The following is a 23,007-nucleotide window of genomic DNA, read 5'->3' as shown; positions in this document are numbered from 1 at the left end:
ACCGGCGCCCGTCCGGCGGCGGCCCGCCGGCGACGAGGAGAGGCATGACGGCCGGAGGAGATCGAGCCGCGACGATTTCGGTGGCGGTCTGCACCCGCAACCGCCCCGCGCTCTTGAGCCGCTGTCTCGAGAGCCTGGGAGGCCTGCGACCCGCGCCGCTCGAGATTCTGATCGTCGATCAGAGCGACGGAGACGCGTCGGCTCGGATCGCGGAGCAAGCGGCGCTTCACCTTCCCGGCCTTCGCCGTCTCGCCACGCCGACGCGGGGATTGAGCCGCGCCCGGAACGCGGCCCTGGGGGAGGCGCGGGGGGAGATCGTCGCCTTCACCGACGACGACTGTCTCGTGCCTGCCGACTGGGTCGGCCGCGTGGCGGAGGCGTTCGAGCGGCATCCGGACGTCGCGGCGGTCACCGGCGGCTCGCTTCCCGACCCCGCCCGGACGCCCGGACGGAGGATTCTCGCGGCGACCACGTGGCATCCGCCCGAGGCGCGTCTTTTCCGGCGGAAGGTCGATCCGAGCGTCGTGGGCGGCGGACTGAACCTCTCGATCCGGAAATCGTGGGCGGCGAGGTTTGGAATGTTCGATCCCGATCTGGGGCCCGGAGGGCGCTTTCGGGGGGCCGACGACACCGACTTCATCCACCGGGTTCTCAAGTCCGGCGGCGCGATCCTTTACGACCCCGACGTGGTCGTCTTCCATCTCGGGTGGCGGGACGATGAAAGCCAGACGGCGGTGGAATTCGAATACGGGCACGGCATCGCGGCCTGGGCGCTCAAGATGGCGGCGCAAGGCGATTTTTTCCCGCTGGGGATCGCGCTGGAGGTCGTCGCCTCCCAGGGCCGGCGGGCCCTGGGAGGGATCCTGCGGCGCGATCGCACCGCGGTCCGAACCGGCCGCGCCTACCTGGCCGGGCTGGGGCGGGGCGCCGTGGCGTGGGTTTTCGCGAGAGGGGACGGATCGGAGCGGCGCGCTTTCGCTCCGAAGGAGATCCCGCATGGATAGAACCACGGGCCCGAAGGTCCTGATGTACCACTGGGTGAGCGGCGATCCGGGGGAGAGGCTGCGCGCCTGGGGGGTCACCCCCGAGCAGTTCGAATCCCAGATGCAGTACCTCTTCGACGAGGGTTACCGGATCGTGCCGCTCGGCGAGGTCGTGGCGACCGTCCGGGGGGAGCGTCCGAGCTCAGAGCGCGAGGTGGCGATCACCTTCGACGACGGATACCGCGATTTCCTGGAGCATGCCGCCCCGATCCTGCGCCGGTTCCGCTTCCCGGCGACGATCTTTCTGGTCGCCGACCGGGTGGGGCAGACCAATTCCTGGGACGCGCGCCACGGCGATCGGCCGCGTCCCCTGATGAACTGGAGCGAGGCGGCCGCCCTCGCCGCGGCGGGGATGGAAATCGGCTCGCACGCGCGGACGCACCGGTTCCTCCCGGATCTCTCCGATCAGGAGCTGGAAGAGGAGATCCGGGGCTCCAAGCGGATTCTCGAAGAGCGCCTCGGCCGGCCGATGCGCTTCTTCTCGTATCCCCACGGGCTGTACGACGAGCGCGCCCTGCGCTGGGTCGCGGCGGCGGGTTACCAGGCGGGCTGCTCGGACCTGCGGGGCGGCAACGCCCGCGGGACCGATCCTCTCCTCCTGCGGCGGACCCTGGTGACGTGCCACGAGACCCGCTGGTCGTTCGGCTTCAAGTGTCGGACCGGCTTCGGAGCGCGCGAATGGGCGCGATGGCGGATTGCGCAGCTGCGCGGGGCGCGGCCGCCGGCGGGCCAGGAGGCGGTGGCATGAGCTCGCCCCGCGTCTCGATCGTCGTGCCGACCTACAACCGGCGCCGGCTCTTGGCGGGGACGCTGCCGCCGCTCCTGAGCCAGGAGCCGGCGTCGATCCCCTACGAAATCGTCGTGGTGGTCGACGGCTCGCGCGACGGGACGGTGGAGATGCTGCGGGAGATACAGGGGGAAGGCAGGTTGCGCTTCGTCACCCAGGAAAACCGCGGTCTTGCCGCCGCCCGGAACCGCGGCGCCCGCGAGGGACGCGGGGAGATCGTTCTTTTCCTCGACGACGACATGATCGCGCCGCCCAACCTCGTCTCCGGCCACCTCGAGGCCCACGCCCGCCCCGGGGAGCGGGTCGTCTTCGGAGGTCTTGGTCTGGCGCCGGCCGTCCGGAGGTCCTTCCTGAAGGACGGCGTCGAATCGTGGGGGGCGGAAATCGACGCGCGCCTCTCGAGCCCGGGATACCGATTCCGCTTCGACGACTGTCATTTCGGGCACGCCTCGATCTCGAAGAGCCTGTTCCTGCGCGCCGGGGGATTCGACGAGAGCTTCGTGAAGTTCGGGAACGAGGATTACGAGCTCGGGTGGCGCCTGATCGGCATGGAGGCGGAGATGAGCTACCTCGGCCGGGTCGCGGTCGGCCAGGTCTACGACAAGACTTTCGGGCGCTGGCTGGAAGATTGTTACTCGGTCGGCCGGGCCGACGTGGACCTGCAGCGGAAGCACCGGGCGCTTGCCGCCGATCTCCGGCTCTCCCGGCGCGAGCCCCATCCCCTCAAGCGCTTCGCCCGCTGGTCCTCTCTCTTGGCGGTCGATTTCACGGCCCCCGCCTGGGCCGCCGCCGAGCTGGCGATGGCCGGGATGGAGCGCGCCGGAGCGCGGGGGCGGGCTCTCGGTCACGTCCAGTCGCTGCTCGGAGAGCGCCGCTATTGGAAGGGGATTCGGGATGCGCGGCGCGCCGCCGCCCCCGTCCGCCGGAGCGTCGGGGAAGGGAGGGCCGCATGACGGCGCCGCGAATCTCCGTCCTCATCGCCACGGCCGATCGCCCCGAGCTCCTGGAGGATTGCCTGAGGTGCCTGCGCGCCTCCACGTTCCAGGACGCGGAAGTGCTGGTCCTGGATCAGAGCCGCGCTCCCGTCCCGCCTCCGGCGCTCAACGACTCCGACGGCGGGCCGCGCGTACGCCACGTCCTGTGCCCGCGGCGCGGCAAGAGCGCGGCGCTGAACGTCGGGATCTCGTTGGCGAGGGGGAGCCTCCTGGCCTTCACCGACGATGATTGCCGGGTTGCCCCCGACTGGCTGGAAGTGATGGCGGTCGCCCTGGAACAGGGAGAACGGTTGGTCCTCACCGGCCGCGTCCTGGCCGGGGAGACGGAAGGCGAGACGGCCGCGGCGGCCCCCTCGTTGAGGGACGACGCGGCGGAGCGGATCTATCGGCAGCCGGCTTCGAGGGACGTCCTGTTCGGCAACAACATGGCCATTCCGGCCGAGATCCTGCGGCGCGTCGGCCCTTTTGACGAAGCGCTGGGGCCCGGCACTCCCGCGCCGGCCGCGGAGGACAACGACTTGGGGTACCGGCTGCTGAAAGCGGGAATTCCCATCCGGTATCTGCCGGCGATGGTCGTCGTGCACCGGTCGTGGAGAGGGGAGCGCGAGCAGGTGGGTCTTTACCTCGGGTATGGCCTCGGTCAAGGAGCGTTCTACCGGAAGCACCTCGCGCGGCGCGATCTGCACATGCTGAGCAGGATGGCCCGGAGCCTCTGGTCGGCCGGGCGCGATGCAGGCGGAGCCGTGCTTCTGGGACGGCCCTACGACTTTCGCGCCTCCACCGCCTTCGCCTCGGGACTCCTGAAGGGGTTCCTCCGGGGCGCCCCGGGTGTCGCGGGCCGGGGGAACGGCGCCATGCCGGGAGAAGGGCGTTGAGCGAGAGCGCGAACCCGACCGGACGAGAGCGCGCCGCCGACCGCGAGGCGCGGCGGGTGGTGCGCCGAATCTCGCACCCGCGGCCCTGGCAGTACGACTACCTGATGCTCCGCGCGATCGCCGCGGGGCTGGCGCGCGAGGCGTCCGCCTTGAACGGCGGCGGCAAGATGGAGGTTCTGGACGTCGGATGCAAGTACATGCCTTACCGCGAATTCTTCAGCGGCAAGTTCTCGCGCTACGTCGGCGTCGACCTGGAGTCTTACCGGGGAATGAGCGCGCGCGCCGACGGCCTGCGCCTTCCTTTCCTATCCGACAGCTTCGACCTCCTTCTCTGCACCCAGGCCTTCTATCTCATGCCCGATTTTCGCGCGGCCCTGGCGGAGTTCGCCCGGGTCACCCGGCGGGGAGGACGAATCGTCCTGACCACGATCGGCATCTGGCCCTACCCGCGGGAGCAGCGCCTCCACCGCTGGAGCCGAAGGGAGCTGGAGGAGGCGCTGTCGGAGATTGGGGAGGCCAGGGTGGAAGAGACCGGGGGCTACCTGCACCTGATTCCCCAGCTCGCCAACGCCGCCCTGGCGATGGGGATCGAGCGCCACTTGAGGCGCGAGCACGGAAAGGCGGGCGGCATTCTCGCCCTGCCCTTGAAAGGGGTCTACCTCGGAACCAATCTTCTGTCGATGGCCGGACGGGCCGCGATCCGCGCCGCCGCCGGCGCGGGGCTCGGATGGGCCCGCTCGCTGAACGATCTCGACTCGCACCTCGCCATCAACTACCTGGCGGTCGTGAGTCCGCGAAAGTGAGGATCTGAAATGTCTTACGGCCTGGGATCGCAGCTCAAGGAATTCCTGCTTCGGGCGGCGCCCGGATTCATGCCCGACCGCTGGAACGCCCCGCGCCTGCTCACCTTCATGATGACCTATCGGTGCAATCTCCGCTGCACCATGTGCTGGCAGTGGGGCGAGCAGGGACTTTTCCACGAGATGTCCCGGGAGCACGAGGTTCAGCAGCTCGATCTCGCCAGCCTGCGGAGCGTCATCGACGACGTCGCGGAGGACGGGACCGGCGTCTTCCTGTGGGGCGGGGAGCCGTTCCTGCATCGCGATCTGATGGCGTTCGTGGAGCACGTGAAGTCGAAGGGGCTGTATTGCAGCATCAACACGAACGGCACCTATCTGCCGCGCGAGGCCCGGCGCCTCGTCGACCTCGGCGTCGACGCCGTCATGGTCTCGGTCGACGGCCCCCGCGAGATCCACGACTCGATTCGCGGAATGCAGGGATCCTTCCAGAAGATCGCCGACGGCGTCGCGGCAATCCGGGAGGCGAGGAACGGAGCCGGGAGGAAGCCGGAGATCATCGTGAATACGACGATCTCGCCGGGGAACCAGAAGAACCTCCTGGAGACGCGGGACGTCGTGGAGGGGATGGGGGCCGATCAGATGATCCTCTCCCAGCTCTGGTTCACCACGGAGCAGATCGGGCGGGCCAACGAGGCCTACTTCCGCGAGAAGTTCGACGCGCACGCCGCCTCCTGGCGCGGCTTCGTCATGGACGTGTCGGTCCTCGACACGGAGCGGATCGCCGAGCAGATGCGGCAGATGTCCCTCAAGGACTCGGCGATGAAGCTCCGGTTCCTTCCCGATCTCCACCCCGGGCAGGTGGACGCTTACTACCGCCGCCCGGAGGAGTCCTTCGGGAAGACGCGCTGCTTCGTTCCCTGGCTCGAGTCGGAAATCCTGCCGAGCGGGGAAGTGACCCCCTGCTCCGATCGTCCCGACCTGATCATGGGCAACGTGAAACGGCAGCGGTTCCGGGAAATCTGGAACAACGATCTTTACCGCTCGTTCCGGCGGGCCATGCGGGAAGACGGCCTCTTTCCCTATTGCTCCCGCTGCTGCGGGCTCTGGTCCCATTGAGGTGAATCCGGAGATGACCCTGGACGTCTCGGTTCTGATCTGCACGCGCGATCGCGGCGAGCTGCTCGACGGCTGCCTTCGTTCGATCCTGGCCTGCTCGCCCGGCCCGGCGGAGGTGGTGGTGGTCGATCAGAGCCGTGACGAGTCGAGCCGGAAGGTCGTCTGCGTCCACCAGGGGGGAAGGATTCCGGTCCGCTATCTCCGGGGCAAGGGGGAGGGGCTGTCGCGCGCCAAGAACCAGGGGATCGCCGACTGCACGGCGCCCCTGATCGCCTTCACCGACGACGACTGCCGGGTCGATCCGGGATGGCTCGAGGCGCTGACCGCCCCGCTGCGCGGCGGCGCCGCCGCCGTGGTGGGGAAGACGCTGGCCGAGCCGGCCGCTCCGCACGGCGAGGAGACGTCCGCGACCTACGCTCCCCAGGAGATTCCCGTGTTCTCCCGCCGGACCCACCCGTGGCGGGTTGGAGGAGGAGGCAACTTCGGCGCGACGGCCGAGGCGCTTCGCAAGGCGGGAGAGTACGACGTCCGTTTCGGCCCGGGCGCCGAGTTCGAGAGCGCCGAGGACATGGACATGGTGCACCGCCTGCTCCGCTCGGGCCTGAAGATCGTCTACGCCCCCGCCGCGGTGGTCTGGCATCGCTCCTGGCGGAGCCCCTCGGCGAACCGCCGGCTGTCGCAAGCCTACGGGATCGGCGCGGGCGCCTACTTCACCAAGTACCTGTGCTCGGGGGACCTGCTCAGCGGGTGGCGGCTCATCCAGCGCGTCGGGGTGCGGACGGTCCATCTGCTGCGGGGGGCGGCGCGCCGGGACCGCCGCGCGATCGAGGAGCAGGCGCTGTACCTGACGGCCCTTTTCAAGGGAAGCCTGCGCTATCTGCTGAGCCGGGAGGACGCCGAGGCCCTGTCGGCGCGCCTGGAAAGGAGAAGGGCATGAGGGAGAAGCTCCTCGCCATTCCCCTGGCGAAAGCCCTGGCCGGGATGGTGGCCGCGGCGATTCTCTTCTTCCTGATCACCGCCGCGTTCGGGCTGTTCAATCCGCGCGACACCTCCCAGCCCGAAGGGGCGGTCGTGGCCGCGGCGCTGAGAGTGGCCCACGGCGAGCCGCTCTACCTGGACGTTCACAAGGGCCCCTACGTCACGGCGATGTACGGACCTCTGCTTTACGCGGTGCTGGGGTTCCTGGCGCGGATCACCGGCTCCGGAGTGGAAGGGGCGTACCTGGCGGGCCGGCTGGTCTCCCTGCTGTCGGCGCTCGCCTGTGCGGGACTCGTCGCCTGGCTCTCCCGCCGGCACGGCGCGGCGCGACCGGCGGCCTGGATCGCGGCCGGCCTTTTCCTCGCCTCACCGCTGATTCTCCCCGTCGCCTACTCCTCCCGCTCGGACGTTCCGGCGCTGGCGCTCTCGCTGGCGGGCCTGGCGTGGTTCGAGCGCTGGTCCGGATCGCCTTTGGGCATGCTCGCGGCGCTGCCGCTCGTGGCGGCCGCGTTCACCAAGCAGACGGCCCTCGGCGCCGCCGCGGCGATCGTGCTTTTCCTGCTGGTCTCCGGGAAGCCCGCCAGGGCCTTGCTCTTCTTCGCCGCGGTCGCGGCTCCCTGCGCCGCCATCCTGTTCTTCCTGTCCCGCGCCACCGGCGGATTGGCGCGCGTCAATCTTCTGGAGGTTCCCGGGGCGTCGCCCTTGAGCTTCGTCAGCCGGCCTTTGGGAGGACTCTCTGCATTCCTGGCCATGGCGGCCCTGCCGCTGATCCTCTCGGCGCGGCTGCTGCCCCGGCTCCTGCGGTGGGACCGGACGCTCCGTCTCCCCGTGTGCTATCTGGCCGTGGCGCTGGCGGTGAGCGCCGCCGCCTCCGCCAAGCTGGGGAGCGATTTCTACTACTTCATGGAGCCGCTGGCGGCCACGCTCATCCTCACGGGTGTCTCCCTGACCTCGCTGCTCGAAGGGACCGCCCGGCGGCTGGAAGAGAAGGAAGCGCTCCTCGCGGCCGGGGTCTTCGGGATCCTCCTGGCGGGATCGATCGGGGCCACGGCGCGCATGGGGGAGTACGCCTACCAGTCGAACCGGGAAGTGATTCGGCTGGCGGCCGCGGCTCCGGGCGACGTGCTGATCGAGGATGAAAACGTCGCGCTGAAGTGCGGCAAGCCTCTGACCATGATGGATCCCTTCGCTTTCGCCTACATGCAGCGCCGCGGACGGTGGGACGCGGAGCCGCTGAACCGGCGGATTCTCGAGCGCGATTTCGGGGTCATCGTCCTGCGCTCCCCCGTGGAGCATCCGAGCCACTATCAGGGGGAGACCTATTGGGCCGACACGACCCTCGCGGCGATCGGCCGCGCCTATCGCCCCGAGGGGATCGTGGACGGCTACGTGATCTACCGCCCGCGCCTGGAGCCGCCCTCCGTCGCGCGGCAGGGAGATCGCTCATGAGGGCGCGATCCACCTTCCCGGCGCTGGTGCAGGCCGCGCGGCCGGCGGCGCTTCCTGCCAGAGCCTTCTGGAAAGTTCCGGCGATCTGGCGGGAAGGCGCGATCCTGCTGGCGGGGATCGTCCTTTTCTCCGCGGCGCTCGCCCCCCGCCTGAGGGAAAGCGGCACGCCTCCCGGGTGGGATCAAGCGGTCCACCTGCGCGACAGCGTCGTCTTCGAGCGGATCCTCCGGGATCCCTCCGCCGTGACCGGGGGGGCGCTCCGATCGATCCTGGGCGGCTCGGAACGCTATCCGCTGCTGACGCCTTCCGGTTATTACCCTCCTTTGGTGCCGGGTGTCACGGCGCTGCTCTACCTGGTCGGCGGAAGATCCTACGAGACGGCGATGGTCACGAACCTGCTCTTCCTGGCGCTGCTGATCGTCTCGGTGTGGGGGCTGGGGAACCGCTTGTTCGGTAGGCCCGCCGGAGTGCTGGCCGGACTGCTCCTGCTGGCGGCGCCGGGGATTCGATCGAACGCCGGAGAATACATGCTCGACCTTCCCTTGACGGCGTTGGTGATCGCTTCCGTATGGCTTCTCCTGTCGACCGGCCGGTTTTCGGCTCGCGGGCGAAGCCTCGCGTTCGGGGCCCTGTGCGGGGCGGGGATGCTCGCCAAGTGGAGCTTTTTCCTCTTCCTGGCGGCCCCCGTGATGATGGCGCTGCTCGCCGGGTTGCGGGAGGCGCACGACGGTCAGTCGCGCCGGGAGCGCTGGATGAATCTCGGATGGGCGATCGGCGCGGCCGCGGCGGTGATGGCCCCGTACTACGCCCCCATTCTCCCCATCCTGGTCCGCAAGACCGTGGTCCATGCCGGCGGGGCCGCGGACGGCTTCGCCTCGCCCTTCTCCTTCGCCTCGCTCGCCTTCCACTTGGAAGCGCTTCCGAGGAGGCTGATGGGCTGGCCCTTGACGCTCTCGGTCCTTGGCGGGCTCATCCTGTTCCCGTGGAGGCGGCGGGAGGCGCGCGGCGCGGGAGTCTTCCTGGCTCTGTGGGCCGCCAGCGTCTACATTCTCTTCACGTTCGCGGTGGCGAACAAGCAGTCCCGCTACCTCCTGCCCTGGCTCCCGGTCCTGGTTCTCCTCGGGGCCCGGGGAATCGTCGAGCTGTGGCGCCGGCGGAGCGGGCCGAAGAAGTGGAGCGCCGCGGCGGGCGCCCTCCTGCTCGTGACGCTCCCGACGGCCGGGCTCGGGGGAGGGTGGAAGCCGGAGTCGGAAGGGAACTGGCGGATCGACGAGATCGCCCGCCGTCTCCGGAGCGATCTCGCGCCCCTTTCGGGCGACGGGCGGACGGCCTGGAAGCTCGGCGTGATTCCTGACATGCGGCGGGTGAATGGGCCGACCGTCGCCTATTACGTCGCCCGGCGCGATCTGCCGGTCACGGTGGTGCAGCTGGTGAACCGGATGAAGCGTCACGTGGCGATGGAGGTCGGACTCGATCCCTTCGATCGGCGAGATTTCTACCAGAGCTTCGAGGAGTACGACTATCTGCTCACTAAGACGGGCGAGAACGCCGTGCCTCCCTGGGAAGCGGTGGTCCCCGCGATGACTCGGTACTTCGAGTCCCGGCAGGCGGAGTTCACCCGGATCGGCGTCTTCCAGGAGCCGGACGGGTCCACCGTCTCGCTCTACCGGAGGAACCGCGGATGAGGACAGCCTCCCGACCCATCCTCTCCGCCGCGCCAGCCGGTCTCCCCGCTCCGGGCGGCCTCGGGGCCCGCTACGGCTTGGCCGCGGCCCTGGCGGCTGGCGGAGCCCTTTGCGGGATCCTCGCGCTCCGGCTGGAGGCGATCGTCGCGCGCTTCGACACACTCGCTTATCTTCTGGACGATCCCGCGGGAAAGCTGAATCTGCTGCGGATGGTGGTCGGGGCGGCGGGCGCGGCCGGCGCGCTCCTGGCGCTCGCGGCCTTGCGCAGCGCCCGGCTCTCCGCGGCTCTCGGCGGGGTGATTCTTCTGGCGACGGCCGCCGCGGCATTGCCGCTGGGCCGGCGCTGGTTCGCGCCTCCCGGGGGGTTGGAGGAGAGCCTGGTGTACCGCCTGAGGGGCCTGGCGGACATCGGCCTGGTCGGCGGGCTGTTCCTGCTTTTCCTGGCCTGGCTGCCGCGGCTGCTGGCTCGCCCGGCGGGCTCCCTGGAGCGGCAAGCGTCGGAGATCGTCGGGCGGGCCGCCCGCCGGTGGATGGCGATGCCGGCCGCCCGCCGGGAAGCATGGATCGCCGGTCTGGCGCTCGGCTTGGCGCTGGCCATCGGCTTCGGGGTCCTCGCCGATTTTCCCGGATCTTCCGACGAGAGCTCCTACGTCACGCAGGCGAGGATCTTCTCGACCGGCCGGCTGTGGGTTCCGGCCCCGCCGCGTCCCGAGTTCTTCCACGCGCGCAGCATGATCCTCGACGCCGAGAAAGGCAGGTTCTTCGCGAAGGCGTTTCCGGGCTGGGCCTTGCTGCTCGCCGTCGGTGCGTCGGTCGGGTCGCCCTGGATCGTCAATCCGATCCTCTCGGCGCTCACCCTGATTCTCGCGGGGCGGATCGGGCGGCGCCTTCTCGGAGCGGCGGGAGAGCCGGCGGTCGCGGGAATGATGCTGCTGACTCCGTTCTTCCTGTTCAACGCGGCTTCCTATTTCAACCACCCGGCGACGCTGTTCTGCATCGCCCTCTTCCTGCTCGCCGTCCTGCGCCTCGAGGATGGGGCGGGGGCCGGATGGGCCCTGGCCGCCGGCGCGGCCACCGGGGCCGCCCTGAGCATGCGGCCGGCGGCCGCCGCGGCGCTGACGCTTCCGTTTCTCGTTTGGCTCGGGGCGCGATGGGCGCGGCGCGGGGAGTGGAGCCGGCTGGGAGCGCTCCTGCTGCCGATCGGCTTGGTCCTCGTCCTGCTGGCGGCATACAACCAGGTTCTGTTCGGATCGCCCTGGACTTCCGGCTACGCGGCCTATGACGCGAGCGACATCCGCGCCAGGCTGGGCGCCGACAACCTCTCCGTCACCCTCTGGTGGCTCGTGAAGCTGGCCCTTTGGACGATCCCGGGGTCGGTCGCCGGCCTCTATTTTCTCGGCAAGGGGAGGTCGATGCGGTCCTTCTTCCGGGAGCAGCCGATCCTGGCGCTCGCCGCCGTCTCACTCCTGCTGCTCGCCGCCGGCTACCTGATCTTCCAGAACAAGGGGAGCAACGAATACGGCCCTCGCTACTACTACGACGGCTTCCTCTATCTGGCGCTCCTGATGACGGCCGGCTGGATCCGCGCCCCGGAAATCCTGGCGCCGCGCCTTACCGCGGCCGGGGCCCGCCGGGCCGTGGCGCTCCTCTTGGGCGCCGGCGTCGCGCTCTGCCTTTGCGGCTCGGTGCCTTTGCTCGCGGCCCACTACCGGGACAAGACGGCGCACAACCGCGATCTCTACCGCTCGGTTTCCGAATCGGGCCTCTCCTCGGCGCTCGTCTTCCTGCGGACCGGGAGCGGCCGGATGCCTCCGGGAGACCTGCTGCGGAACCCTCTCGATTTCAGGACGGGCGTGGTGTACGCGCGCGACCTCGGCACCCAGGCCGATCGGGGACTGGCGGCGCTGTACGCGGATCGCCCGGCGCTGGTCTACCGCTACGATCCGGTCCGGCGCACCTCCACCCTCGTCGATCTTCTCGCGGAGGGACGATGAGCGTCGACCTGACGATCCTGATCTGCACCCACAATCGCGCCGGATTGCTGGCGGGCGCGCTCGAAAGCCTCGAGGAGCAGTCGCTCTCCCGCGAGCGCTTCGAAGTGATCGTGGTGGACAACGCCTCCGCCGACGATACCTCGGCGGTCGTGGCGCGCTGCCAGGCGCGCGGCCGCATCGCCCCGCGGTACGTCCTGGAGCCGGAGCTGGGGCTCGATGCAGCGCGGAACCGCGGCATCCGGGAGGCGGCCGGCGACCTGGTCGCGTTTCTGGACGACGACGCGCGGGCCCGGTACGATTGGGCCGCGTCGATCCTGGCCGGGTTCGAGCTACACGACGCCCCCATCCTGGGAGGGAGGGTGGAGCTGATATGGGAGATTCCCCGCCCCGCCTGGTTCTCCGACGTCCTCCTGCGCTACCTGATTCACCTCGACTACGGCCCGCAGCCGCTGGAGGTGACCTCGCCTCCCTGGCTGTACGGAACGAACGTCGCATTCCGCAAGTCCCTCTTCCAGGAGCTCGGGCTCTTCCGGCTGGACCTGGATCGGAAGGGGGACTCCCTGATGGGCGGGGGCGACACCGAGTTCTTCGTCCGGGCGCGCTCGCGCGGGCGGCGGCTGCAGTACCTGCCGACGATCGTGGTGCGCCACCTCGCGCCCGCCAGCCGGCTGACCCGGAAGTTCTTCCGCGAGAGGCTCTTCTTCTCCGGCTACACGCGGGCGGCCCATGGAACGGAAAGCGCCGTCCAGGTGGCCTTGAACTGTCTGGTCTTCCTGGCGGGAAGCCCCTTGTGCTTCCTGGCGGCGGCCGGATGGCGCTTGCTGGGAAAGCCCGGACGCAGCTTCGCCCAGGAGCGGCGCGCGCTCCTGGGTGCCGGCTACCTTTATTACTGGATGAAGCGTGCCGCGGGTCGGGTTCCCCCGCCGCGGCAAGAGGCCTGGACGTGAACGTGCGAGCTTTTCATTACCCGATGAGGTGAGCGACGTGATCGAGAGGATTCTGCTGTTGAACGGGCCCGACGATCGGATCGACGCGGTGATGATCCGCAGCGGGGACCGGTGGCCGCACCGGCTTCCCCGGAAACTGACGAAGCAGGTGCCGCACGCCTATCCCTTCTGGCTCGCGCAGTGCGGCGCGCTGCTCAAGAAGCGCGGCTACTCGGTCCACTACATCGACTCGATCGCCGAGGATCTCGGCATCGAGGGGACGGTCGAGCGCTTCCGGGAGATCCGGCCCGACATGGTCGTGATCGCCACGTCCACGCCCACGATTCACACCGATCTCCTCATGGCCCGCCTGGCCAAGGAATCGGTGGGCGCGGTCACCGTCCTGGTCGACACGCACGTCACCGTCTTCCACCGGGAGTTGGTGGCGGAGCCGTTCGTGGACGCGGCGGTGCGCGGCGAATTCGAAGTCGCGGTCCCCGACATCGCCGACGCTCTGGGGCGGGGGGCCGACCTCTCCCGCGTCGAAGGGGTGACCTGGAAGCGCGGCGGCGAGGTGGTCGAGAACGCCGACCGGCCCCTGATCAAGGACCTGGACGAGCTTCCGTGGCCCGATCGCGACCTGGTGCCGGCCGAGCGTTACATCGTCGGCCTGCGCACGCAAGATCCCTGCTTCATGGTCATGGCGAGCCGCGGCTGCCCGTTCCGCTGCACCTTTTGTCTCTGGGTCCCGGTGATGTTCAACAACAAGGTCCGCTTCCGCAGCGCCGGCAAGGTGGTCGACGAGATTCTCGAGCTGCAGAGCCGGTACGGGGCGCGGGAAGTCTTCTTCCATGACGACACGGTGAACATCACGGTGCGGCGGGTCGAAGAGCTTTGCCGGGAAATCCTCGACCGGGGCGTCAAGATCGGCTGGATCGCGAACTTCCGCGCCGACCAGACGACGCCCGAGCTGTTCCGGCTGATGCGGAAAGCGGGCTGCACGAAGATCCTGCTCGGGGTGGAAAGCGGCTCGCAGAGGCTCCTGGACGACGCGATCGACAAGGAGATCACGCTCCAGGAGGTCGAGGACACGATTCGCTGGGCCAAGGAGGCCGGAATCCGGGTCCACTGCACCTATTCCCTGGGGGCGCCGGGAGAGACCCGCGAGACGATGAAGGAGACGCTCGACTTCATCAAGAAGACCGAGCCGGACGACATCCAGGTGAGCCTCATGACCCCCATCCCGGGGACCCCCTTCTACGAGAAGGTGAAGCACCAGGTGGCCGACTGGCACGACTTCGACGGCGTCTCGGGCCGTTCGTGGTGCGATCTCTCCACCGAAGAGCTGCGCAACGCCATGAACCGGATCTACATCGAGCACTACCTGACGCCGCGGCGGATCGTGAAGCGGCTGTTCAAAATTCGCAACGTCTACGACGTCAAGGAGAACTGGCGGCAGTTTCTGGCCTTTTTGAGCCGCTACGCGGCGACCGGCTTCCCGCGGCCCATCGGCACCCCCTTTCGGAGTCAGGAGCAGGCGTGAGGATCGCGATTCTCTGCGGACATTACCCCTACAGCGGCGCGGGCGTGATCGCCTGGGAGTCGGCGCTGGCGCTCTCCCGCCGTCACGAGGTGACGTTCGTCCATGGATCCGACCGGGAGTCGGAAGGCCGGGCCGGAGCGCTGCGGGTGATCTCCCTGCAGCTCCCCGCCGAGCCGGAGCGCCATTCCTGGCACCTCTACTGGAATCCTTCCGTCATCGGGCAGCTGCGCGGCGTCCTGGGAGCGCTCCGTCCCGAGGTGGTGCACTTCCACATCGTCCAGCGCCGCAGCTTCTCCCTCGCCTCGCTGCTGCTTTCCCGGCGCCACCGCAGCGTCTGGACCCTGCACGACCAGTGGCCGCTGTGCGTCCGCTCGGTGCCGGAGCCCCCTTCCTGCGAGGGGATGAAACACTTCTGCCTTTTCTGCACCGCCTGGCCCGGATTGTCGATCCTCAACAAGCTGGCGAAAGAAGCGGTGTTCGCCTTCTCGCCTCTGGAGCTGGTGGTTCCGTCGCGCTGGCTCGCCGATCTGCTGCGCCGCTCCTTCCTGGGCGCCAAGAAGGTCCACCAGATCTACAACGGCGTCGACGTGGGCCGCTTCACTCCGGCCCAGGAGTCCGGAACCGGGCCGATCACGCTGCTCTACGTCGCCGGGCCGAACGACGCCACGAAAGGGATCGGCGAGCTCCTGCAGGCTTTCGACGCCCTCCGGCGCCGGCACCCGTCCGTGCGCCTGCGGATCGTCGGTGAAGCTCCCGAGGCGGCCCGGGGGGCGGCGGGAGTGGATCTGGCGGGCCGGGTCTCGCGGGAGGGCATGCCGGAGGAATATCGGCGGGGCGATCTCTTCGTGCTCCCGACTCTCGCCGACAACACTCCCGTGACGCTGATGGAGGCCATGGCATCCGGCCTGCCGGCGGTGTCGACGTCCGTCGGCGGGATTCCGGAAATCTTGGAGGCGGGCGTCACCGGGCGTCTCGTGCCGCCCGGGGACGTGGGAGCCCTGGGAGCGGCGCTGGAGGGGATCGTGGCGGACCGGCAAGCGATGCGCCGGATGGGGCGGGCGGCCCGCGCGGCGGCGGAGAGCCGGTTCTCCCTGGAGAGGATGGTGCGGGAAGTGGAAGGCGTCTACGGGGCGCCGGCGCAAGGGGCGCCGGAGGAGACGGCGCCGGCCAGCGTGGCGCTGGGAGAGGCGCGGCGATGAGAGCGATCATTCTCGCGGGCGGGCAGGACACCCATCTGGTGCCGCTGGTTCGCACCGTCCCCAAGCCCCTGCTTCCCGTCGCGAACCGGCCGATGGTGGAATACCTCCTGCAGCTCGTCCGGCGCCATGGCATCCGGGAAGTCGCCCTGGCGCTCAGCGGCAGCCCCGAGATCTACCAGCAGACCCTGGGCGACGGGCGCAAGCTCGGGCTGCGCCTCACCTATTCGGAGGAGCCGAACCCGCGCGGCACCGCGGGATGCCTCCTGTCGCTGGCCGACTTCATCGGCAACGAGCCCTTCCTGGTGATTCATGGAAGCCTGTTCCTGGACGCCGATCTCAAGGAGCTGGGCGATTTCCACGTGCGCAAGGGAGCGGCCGCGACGCTGGCGGTGCGTCCCTACGCCGAGGGGTCGAGGGATTGGCACCACCTCGAGCTGCAGCTGGACGACGATTCGCAGGTCCGGGGGATCCGCATCCGCAACCTCTCCGACAGCAACCAGCTGGCGCGCGTCCCCGCGGGGGTCTACGTGTTCGACCCGTCGGTTCTTTCTTCCATCGATCCGGGAGTCTATTTCGACATCAAGGAGCAGCTCCTCCCGCGGCTGCGCGACGAGGGGCGCGTCATCCAGGCCTGCGAGCTGCGCGGCTACGCCCGCAACATCCTCGAGCTGGAGGATTATCTGAGGATCAACCGGGCCGTCCTCCGGGGCGACGTGAACGGCTTCCGGTTCGAAGGCCAGATCGCGGAAGGGATCTGGGTCGGGCGCGGCACGCAGGTGTCGCAGATGGCGACACTGCTGGGCCCCGTCATGATCGGACGCGACTGCGTCATCGGACCCCAGGCCCAGATCATCGGGCCGGCCTGCATCGGCGACGGGTGCGTCGTCGAGGAGGGCAGCCTGATGCGTGAAAGCCTGATGATGCCCGGGGCGCGCATCGAGCGGAATTCCCGCGTCGAGGGATGCGTCCTGGCCGCCGATACGGTGATCTCGCCGGGACAGGCGCTGCGCGGCGTGGTCGCCATCCCGGAGGGGCTGGACGTCGGGGACATCGACCTGGCCGACACCGACATCCTCATTCGCGGGGTCGCGGCGACCGCCGGGCACTACGCCCACAGCAAGGTGCGCTACATGCTCTATAGGGGGCTCAAGCGGGCGCTCGACATGGTCCTCTCGGCGGCGGGGCTCATCCTCCTGCTGCCGTTGATCCTGGTGACCGCCGTGGCGATCAAGCTCTCGAGTCCCGGCCCGGTCTTCTTCCGGCAGCGCCGATGCGGGCGCAGCGGCGGCGAGTTCTGGATGGTGAAGTTCCGCACGATGGTGAAGGACGCCGAGAAGATGCAGGCGCAGCTCAGGCCGCTGAGCGAGGTGGACGGGCCGGTGTTCAAGATCGAGAACGACCCGCGCTCCACCGCCCTGGGGCGGCTCCTGCGACGCTACAGCATCGACGAGGTTCCGCAGCTCTGGAACGTCCTGAAAGGGGAGATGAGCCTGGTGGGACCGCGTCCCCTCGCCGCCCGCGAGATGAAGTTCTGCAATGCCTGGCGCGACGCGCGGCTCAAGGTCCGGCCGGGCGTGACCGGGCTGTGGCAGGTGAGCGGCAGGAGCAAGACGTCGTTTCACGATTGGATTCGCCTCGACATCGAGTACGTCCGGGAGCGCTCGACCCTGGTCGACATGAAGATCCTCGGGAAGACGTTCGTGGTCGTCCTCCGCGGGCTCGGTTCTTTCTAAGATAACGCTGGATTGAGAAGGGTGGGGCATGGCTGAAGAGATCCGACAAGAGCAAGAATTCGATCTCCGCGAATACTTCCTCGCCATCTGGCGGCGTAAGTGGGTGGTGCTGGGCTTCGCCGGAGCGCTCACGGCGCTGGTGGCGATCGGCACGGCGCTGCAGCCCCGGGTCTACGAAGCGAGGGTCAGCATCCTGGGCGGCAAGGAATCGCCGCGCCTGCTGGAGTTCGATCCGCTGCCGCAGGACCGCTTCCGCGAGCGCGACTACCTCAAGACGCAGGGCGCGATCCTGACCAGCCAGTCGCTGCTCCAGGCGACGGTCAAGAAGCTGATGGTCGCCGGGTTCTACGGGAAGGTGCCGCAAGCGGAGGTCGAGAGGCGCTCGATGGATCTGGCCAAGGCCCTGCAGCTGCGCGTCGCCGTGACGACCGTGGAGGACAATCAGGTCATCCGTCTGGCGGTCCAGGGAAGCGATCCGGAACGCATCACGCGGATTGCCAACGCCATCGCCGAGGAATACGTCTCGAGCAACCTCCTGCAGAAGCAGAAGGTCGCGGACCAGGCGATCGCCTGGCTCGAGAAGAAACTGGTCGAGGCGGAGAGCCAGCTGAAGCAGTCGCAGACCGAGCTCCTGACCTACCGGGACCGGGAGAGGATCACCGGCTCCTCCGAAGCGGATCCTTTCTCCACCCTCGGCCTGAACCGGATCAACGAAGACTATCTCGCGACCCACATCGAGCGCATCGGCGTCGAATCGCGGATGGAAGCCCTGCGCAAGGCCCGCTCCCAGGCTGCCTCGTCCGGAGTCCCTTCCGCGACGGCCTCCCTGAACGCCGAGATCCAAAAGCAAATGCGGGCGAGCCTCCAGAAGGAATACGTCGACTCGCAGCTGCAGCTGAAGGAGATGTCCCAGCGCTACGGCGAGCAACATCCCGACATCATCACGCTCAAAGCCCGGCTCCAAAGGCTGGAACGGGAGCTGGCATCCCTGGACGAGCCGGAAGCGGTGGCGCAGGCCGAAGCCCCCTCGGTCCTCAGCGGCAACCTTCTCGATCTGAAATCGGAATACGACACGCTCGTCGCCAAGGAGAGGATCCTCGCCCGGACCGTCGAAGCCCACAAGGCGGAGGCCAGGAACCTCTCCCGCACCGGCGTGACGTACTCACTGCTGCAGCAGAGGGTGGACCTGGACGACAAGACCTATTCCGACATCCTCACGCGGCTCAACGCGGTGCGCATGTCCCGCGAGCTCAAGACCTCGGGAGTCCAGATCCTCGATCGGGCCGAGCCCCCCCGGATGCCCATTGAGCCCCAGCCGATCCGCAACCTTGTCGTGGCGGTGCTACTGGGCCTGGTCCTGGGGGTCGGCCTCGTCCTGCTGATGGACAGCCTCGATCGCAAAGTGCGCAGCCCGCAGGACGTCGCCCGGCATCTGAAGCTGCCGCTTCTGACGGTCGTGCCGATCGTCGAGATGGCCAAGGGGCTGTCGCGGGAGGAAGGGAAGTCGGTGCCGGTGGCGATCCAGCAGCCGCGCTCGCACGCCACCGAGTGCTACCGGAACCTGCGGACGTCGATCCTGTTCTCCTCCGGTCGGCCCGTCCCGAAGACGATCGTGATCACCAGCGCGGTGGCCGGGGAAGGGAAGTCGACGACGGCGGCCAACCTGGCGGTGGTGATGGCGCAGAGCGGCCGAAGGACGCTCCTCATCGACGCCGATCTTCGCCGTCCCGCCCTGCAGCGCTACTTCATCCGCCAGGGAGACCGCGGGCTGATGAAGCTGGTCCGCGACCGGTGCAAGCCGGAGGAGGCGATCCAGCCGTCGGGGATCGACAACCTCGATCTGCTCCTGTGCCACGGGATCCCCCAGAATCCTTCGGAGATCCTCGGTTCGAGCCGCATGTTCGACCTCATCGACCTACTCACGACGCGCTACGAGGTGATCCTCATCGATTCCCCCGTCGTGATCTCCGTCCCCGACGCGATCATCCTCGCCTCGCGGGCGGAAGGGGTGCTGCTCGTCCACCGGCCCGGGGCGACGGATCGGGACATGGTGCGCCATGCCCGGGACAAGCTGCAGGAGGTGAACGCCAACCTCCTTGGGCTCGTCATGAACAACGTCGATCTTAAAAGGGGAGGCCACCAGTACGCCGAGTACCTATATTACGGCTACGACGCGCAGGCCGATCAGGAGGCCCGCCGGCCCCGGGCGGAGAAGAGGCGATCGTGAAGCTCATCATCCAGATCCCCTGCCTGAACGAGGAGACGACCTTGCCGGTGACCCTGGCCTCTTTGCCGCGGGCGCTTCCGGGCGTGGATCGGATCGAGGTCCTGGTGATCGACGACGGCAGCACCGACGGAACGGTCGAGACGGCCCGCCGGCTGGGAGTGCACCATGTCGTCGTGCTCTCGTCGCACCAGGGTCTGGCCCGCGCTTTCATGGTGGGGCTCGAGGCCTCCCTGAAGCAGGGAGCCGACATCATCGTCAACACCGACGCCGACAATCAGTACGATGCCCGGGACGTCGAGCGGCTGATCGCGCCGATCCTGGAAGGGCGGGCCGATCTGGTGGTCGGAGACCGCGACGTCCAGACGATCGGGCACTTCTCCCGGATGAAGAAGCTGCTGCACCGGCTCGGCGATCGCATCATGCAGAGCATGGCGGGAATCGAGCTGATGGACTCCACGAGTGGCTTCCGGGCCTACAGCCGGGAGGCGGCGCTGCGCCTGAACATCTTCTCGCGGTTCACCTACACGCTGGAGACGCTCATCCAGGCGGGGAAGAAGAACCTCGCGGTGGCGCACGTCCGGGTGGGTGTGAACGAAAAGCTGAGGGAGTCGCGGCTCTTCCCGAACCTCTGGTTCTACCTGAAGCGATCGGCCAGCACGATGGTCCGGATCTACGCGCTCTACGAGCCGCTGAAAGTCTTCTCCTATCTCGGGGCGATCGTCGGGGGCGTCGGGCTGGTGATTCTGGTCCGCTTCGTCTATCACTATTTCACCTCGACGGGACCCGCGGGGCACCTGCAGTCGCTGCTCGTCGGAACCACCCTGCTGGCCGTCGGCGTCTTCATCGGACTGATCGGCGTGGTCAGTGACGTCATGGCCGCGAATCGCCAGCTTCTGGAGGACGTCCAGTACCGGCTCCGGAAGATGGAGGCGGACCGCGGCGAGATCGCCTCCGGGACCGGGACGTCGCCCGCCGCCTCGTTCGCCGCGCCCGGGAGGAAACGGTGAAGAGCCGCTTCGTGCTGGTCACGGGAGGGGCGGGCTTCATCGGCTCCCATCTGGTGGCGGCGCTGCTCTCGAGGGGCCACCGCGTCCGCGTCCTCGACGCCTTCGACCCTCAGGTCCACGGGAGCGATCCCGCCCCGCGGCTTCCCGCGGCGGCCGAGCTGGCGCGCGGCGATCTCCTGGACGGCGCCCTGCTGGAGCGCGCTTTGGAGGGGGTCGAGGTGGTGTTCCACCAGGCCGCTTCCGTGGGCGTCGGGCAGTCGATGTACCGCTCCGCGGACTACACGCGCGTGAACTGCGTCGGCACCGCGCTGCTGATGGAGAAGATCGTCGCCCGCCGCCCGCCCGTGCGGAAGGTCGTGGTGGCTTCGTCGATGTCGATCTACGGCGAGGGCAGCTACGCCTGCTCTTCCTGCGGCCCGGTCGATCCGGGGCTGAGGAAGCCGGAACGCCTGAAGGCGGGGAAGTGGGAGCCGGAGTGCCCGCGCTGCGGCAAGGATCTGCGGCCGGCCCCGACGGGCGAGAGGAAGCCGCTCGCGCCGACCTCCGTCTACGCCATCACGAAGCGCTTCCAGGAGGAGACGGTCCTCGCCCTGGGACGGGCCTACGGCATTCCCGCCGTCGCGCTGCGTTACTTCAACGTCTACGGACCCGGGCAGGCGCTGTCGAATCCATACACCGGGGTCGCCGCCATCTTCTCCAGCCGTCTGCTCAACGGCTTGAGCCCGGTGATTTTCGAAGATGGCGGGCAAGGGAGGGATTTCGTCCACGTCTCCGACGTAGTGCAGGCGAACCTGCTGGCGATGGAGAGCGAAGACGCCGATCACGAGGTCTTCAACGTGGGCACCGGACGGCTCGTCCCCTTGCGGGAGCTGGCGGCGGGGCTGCAGGAGCGCCTCGGCGCTCTCCGCCAGGCGGAGCCCCGGATCCTGGGGATCTTCCGGGAAGGCGACATCCGGCATTGCTACGCCGACATCGGCAAGATCCGCCGCCGTCTCGGTTACGAGCCGCGCGTGAGCCTGGAAGACGGCTACGACGACCTGGTGGCCTGGGCCCGCAATCAGAAGCCCGTCGACCGGTTCGACGAGGCGCAGCGGGAGCTCGTGACGCGGGGCCTGCTGAGCGAGGAATGAGGCAAATTCCATTGAGGAAAGGAGCGAACGATCCGATGTTCAAAGCGCTGGTGACGAATCCTCCCTGGCCCGGAGAAGGCTATGGCGCGCGATCTTCCGTGCGCTGGCCACACAAGAGAAAAGACAAGAAGCTCGAGTACCCGATTTTCCTCGCCTACACGGTGGCCCTCCTCAAGGAGGCGCAGGTCGAGACCGCGTTTCTCGACGCCGTGTGCGACGATCTGGGGATCGAGGCGTACGCTGCCGAAGTCGCGCGGATCCGGCCCGACTTCATCGCCATGGAATCCTCCACCCCCTCGATCGATCACGATCTCGAGTCGGTGCGCCGGATCAAGGCGCTGCTGCCCGGGACCTTCATCGCGCTGATGGGATCCCACGCGACCTATTTCCACCGGGAGATCCTCCGGGACAACCCGGAAGTCGACGCGATCATCCGCGGTGAGTTCGAGATCACGACGCGCGAGGCGGCCCTCGCCTTGAAGCGAGGGACGCCACTGTCGGACGTGGCCGGCCTGACGATTCGGGAAAGCGGCTCGGTGCGGGTCAATTCCGACCGGCCGTTCGACTTCGATCTCGATCGCTGGCCCTACCCCGACCGGCAGGTGGTGCCGATCGAGAAGTACCAGACGGCACAGTACCAGGGAGTCAAGGGCACGTTCATGCTCTCCAGCCGCGGGTGCCCGCATCGCTGCACCTTCTGCCTCTGGCCCGGGACGATGGTGGGACGCGACTTCCGGGTCCGGGATCCCGAGTCGGTCGTCGCCGAGATGGAGCACCTCGTCCGGAACCACGGCGTCGACGACATCTACTTCGACGACGACACCATGACGATCGACCGCGAAAGGCTCCTCAAGATCTGCCGGCTGATCCAGGAGCGCGACCTGAAGGTGCACTGGATCTCGATGGGCCGGGTCGACACCGTCGACGAAGAGCTCCTCACCGAGATGCGCAAGGCGGGCTGCGACAACATGTACCTGGGGGTCGAGTCGGGATCGGAGGAGATCCTCAAGCGCCTGAAGAAGGGGATCAGCCTGAACCAGGTGGTGCGCGCCTTCCAGCTGGCGCGGCGCGCCGGAATCAAGACCCAGGCCTTCTTCATGCTGGGCGGCCCCGGAGAGACCAAGGAGACGCTGAAGCAGACGATCGAGTTCGCCATCCGGCTCGATCCCGACAACGCCCAGTTCGCCGCGGCCGTCCCCTACCCGGGCACCGAGATGTACGAGGAGTCGCTGCGCAAGGGATATCTCAAGGCCAGCAGCTGGGAAGACTATGCCGCCCGCGACATCGTCCTGGAGACCGAGACGCTGTCGCGGCTCGACCTCGAGAAGGCGCGGCTCGAAGCCTACCGGCGGTTCTACCTCCGCCCCCGGTTCATCCTGCGGACGGCCGGCAGGCTCACGAGCCTCCGGGAGCTCCGGCGCGTCCTGCGCGGAACGATGTCGATCGCCAGCCGCCTCGCCTACTTCTCGAAGAACGTGAGGAAGAAGGCGCGGCATTCGAGCGCCCTGGAGCACGCCTGA

The 23,007-nt window shown here is 68.5% G+C and carries 18 protein-coding genes; all 18 read left to right on the top strand.

What is annotated here, in order from left to right:
- Window positions 1–44 precede the first annotated feature (44 nt).
- The 18 genes from VGR67_14680 to VGR67_14595 are packed head-to-tail and all read left to right on the top strand — an operon-like array spanning window position 45 to window position 23,007.
- Window positions 45–1,004 carry a glycosyltransferase gene (locus tag VGR67_14680; GenBank protein HEV8337656.1) on the top strand — a complete coding sequence of 320 codons (960 nt, stop codon included), beginning with the start codon at window positions 45–47 and terminating at the stop codon, window positions 1,002–1,004.
- Complete coding sequence (locus VGR67_14675) at window positions 997–1,791, top strand: polysaccharide deacetylase family protein (GenBank protein HEV8337655.1); 795 nt, start codon at window positions 997–999, stop codon at window positions 1,789–1,791. Before VGR67_14680 ends, VGR67_14675 begins: the two co-directional genes overlap by 8 nt.
- Window positions 1,788–2,783, top strand: a complete 996-nt coding sequence (locus tag VGR67_14670; GenBank protein ID HEV8337654.1) for a glycosyltransferase — start codon at window positions 1,788–1,790, stop codon at window positions 2,781–2,783. The genes VGR67_14675 and VGR67_14670 overlap by 4 nt, the downstream gene beginning before the upstream one ends.
- Window positions 2,780–3,700, top strand: coding sequence for a glycosyltransferase family A protein (locus tag VGR67_14665; GenBank protein ID HEV8337653.1), 921 nt, complete (start codon window positions 2,780–2,782; stop codon window positions 3,698–3,700). Before VGR67_14670 ends, VGR67_14665 begins: the two co-directional genes overlap by 4 nt.
- Window positions 3,697–4,503 carry a class I SAM-dependent methyltransferase gene (locus VGR67_14660; protein ID HEV8337652.1) on the top strand — a complete coding sequence of 269 codons (807 nt, stop codon included), beginning with the start codon at window positions 3,697–3,699 and terminating at the stop codon, window positions 4,501–4,503. Before VGR67_14665 ends, VGR67_14660 begins: the two co-directional genes overlap by 4 nt.
- 9 nt (window positions 4,504–4,512) lie before the next feature.
- The gene (locus tag VGR67_14655; protein ID HEV8337651.1) at window positions 4,513–5,616 is read left to right on the top strand and encodes a radical SAM protein; all 1,104 of its coding nucleotides are present in this window, start codon (window positions 4,513–4,515) and stop codon (window positions 5,614–5,616) included.
- A gap of 13 nt (window positions 5,617–5,629) precedes the next feature.
- A complete protein-coding gene (locus VGR67_14650) occupies window positions 5,630–6,553 on the top strand; it encodes a glycosyltransferase (GenBank protein ID HEV8337650.1) in 924 nt (307 codons plus the stop codon).
- Window positions 6,550–8,043, top strand: a complete 1,494-nt coding sequence (locus tag VGR67_14645; GenBank protein ID HEV8337649.1) for a hypothetical protein — start codon at window positions 6,550–6,552, stop codon at window positions 8,041–8,043. The genes VGR67_14650 and VGR67_14645 overlap by 4 nt, the downstream gene beginning before the upstream one ends.
- Window positions 8,040–9,728 (top strand): glycosyltransferase family 39 protein, encoded by a 1,689-nt coding sequence (locus tag VGR67_14640; GenBank protein ID HEV8337648.1) that lies wholly within the window; start codon window positions 8,040–8,042, stop codon window positions 9,726–9,728. Before VGR67_14645 ends, VGR67_14640 begins: the two co-directional genes overlap by 4 nt.
- A complete protein-coding gene (locus tag VGR67_14635) occupies window positions 9,725–11,722 on the top strand; it encodes a hypothetical protein (protein HEV8337647.1) in 1,998 nt (665 codons plus the stop codon). The genes VGR67_14640 and VGR67_14635 overlap by 4 nt, the downstream gene beginning before the upstream one ends.
- Window positions 11,719–12,669, top strand: coding sequence for a glycosyltransferase (locus VGR67_14630; GenBank protein HEV8337646.1), 951 nt, complete (start codon window positions 11,719–11,721; stop codon window positions 12,667–12,669). Before VGR67_14635 ends, VGR67_14630 begins: the two co-directional genes overlap by 4 nt.
- 37 nt (window positions 12,670–12,706) lie before the next feature.
- A complete protein-coding gene (locus tag VGR67_14625) occupies window positions 12,707–14,191 on the top strand; it encodes a radical SAM protein (GenBank protein HEV8337645.1) in 1,485 nt (494 codons plus the stop codon).
- Window positions 14,188–15,390, top strand: coding sequence for a glycosyltransferase family 4 protein (locus VGR67_14620; GenBank protein ID HEV8337644.1), 1,203 nt, complete (start codon window positions 14,188–14,190; stop codon window positions 15,388–15,390). The genes VGR67_14625 and VGR67_14620 overlap by 4 nt, the downstream gene beginning before the upstream one ends.
- A complete protein-coding gene (locus VGR67_14615; protein HEV8337643.1) occupies window positions 15,387–17,123 on the top strand; it encodes a sugar transferase in 1,737 nt (578 codons plus the stop codon). Before VGR67_14620 ends, VGR67_14615 begins: the two co-directional genes overlap by 4 nt.
- Window positions 17,124–17,151: 28 nt before the next feature.
- On the top strand, window positions 17,152–19,350 hold the full coding sequence (locus VGR67_14610) for a polysaccharide biosynthesis tyrosine autokinase (protein HEV8337642.1): 2,199 nt from the start codon (window positions 17,152–17,154) through the stop codon (window positions 19,348–19,350).
- A complete protein-coding gene (locus VGR67_14605; GenBank protein HEV8337641.1) occupies window positions 19,347–20,357 on the top strand; it encodes a glycosyltransferase family 2 protein in 1,011 nt (336 codons plus the stop codon). Before VGR67_14610 ends, VGR67_14605 begins: the two co-directional genes overlap by 4 nt.
- Entirely contained in the window at window positions 20,354–21,487 is a 1,134-nt protein-coding gene (locus tag VGR67_14600) for an NAD-dependent epimerase/dehydratase family protein (GenBank protein ID HEV8337640.1), read from the top strand. The genes VGR67_14605 and VGR67_14600 overlap by 4 nt, the downstream gene beginning before the upstream one ends.
- 35 nt (window positions 21,488–21,522) lie before the next feature.
- Window positions 21,523–23,007, top strand: a complete 1,485-nt coding sequence (locus VGR67_14595; protein HEV8337639.1) for a radical SAM protein — start codon at window positions 21,523–21,525, stop codon at window positions 23,005–23,007.

This window comes from Candidatus Polarisedimenticolia bacterium (assembly GCA_036004685.1).
In the GTDB taxonomy this organism is placed as follows: domain Bacteria; phylum Acidobacteriota; class Polarisedimenticolia; order Gp22-AA2; family AA152; genus DASYRE01.
Note: the sequence above shows the minus strand (reverse complement) of the source record. Positions and strands in the feature narration are given on the sequence as shown.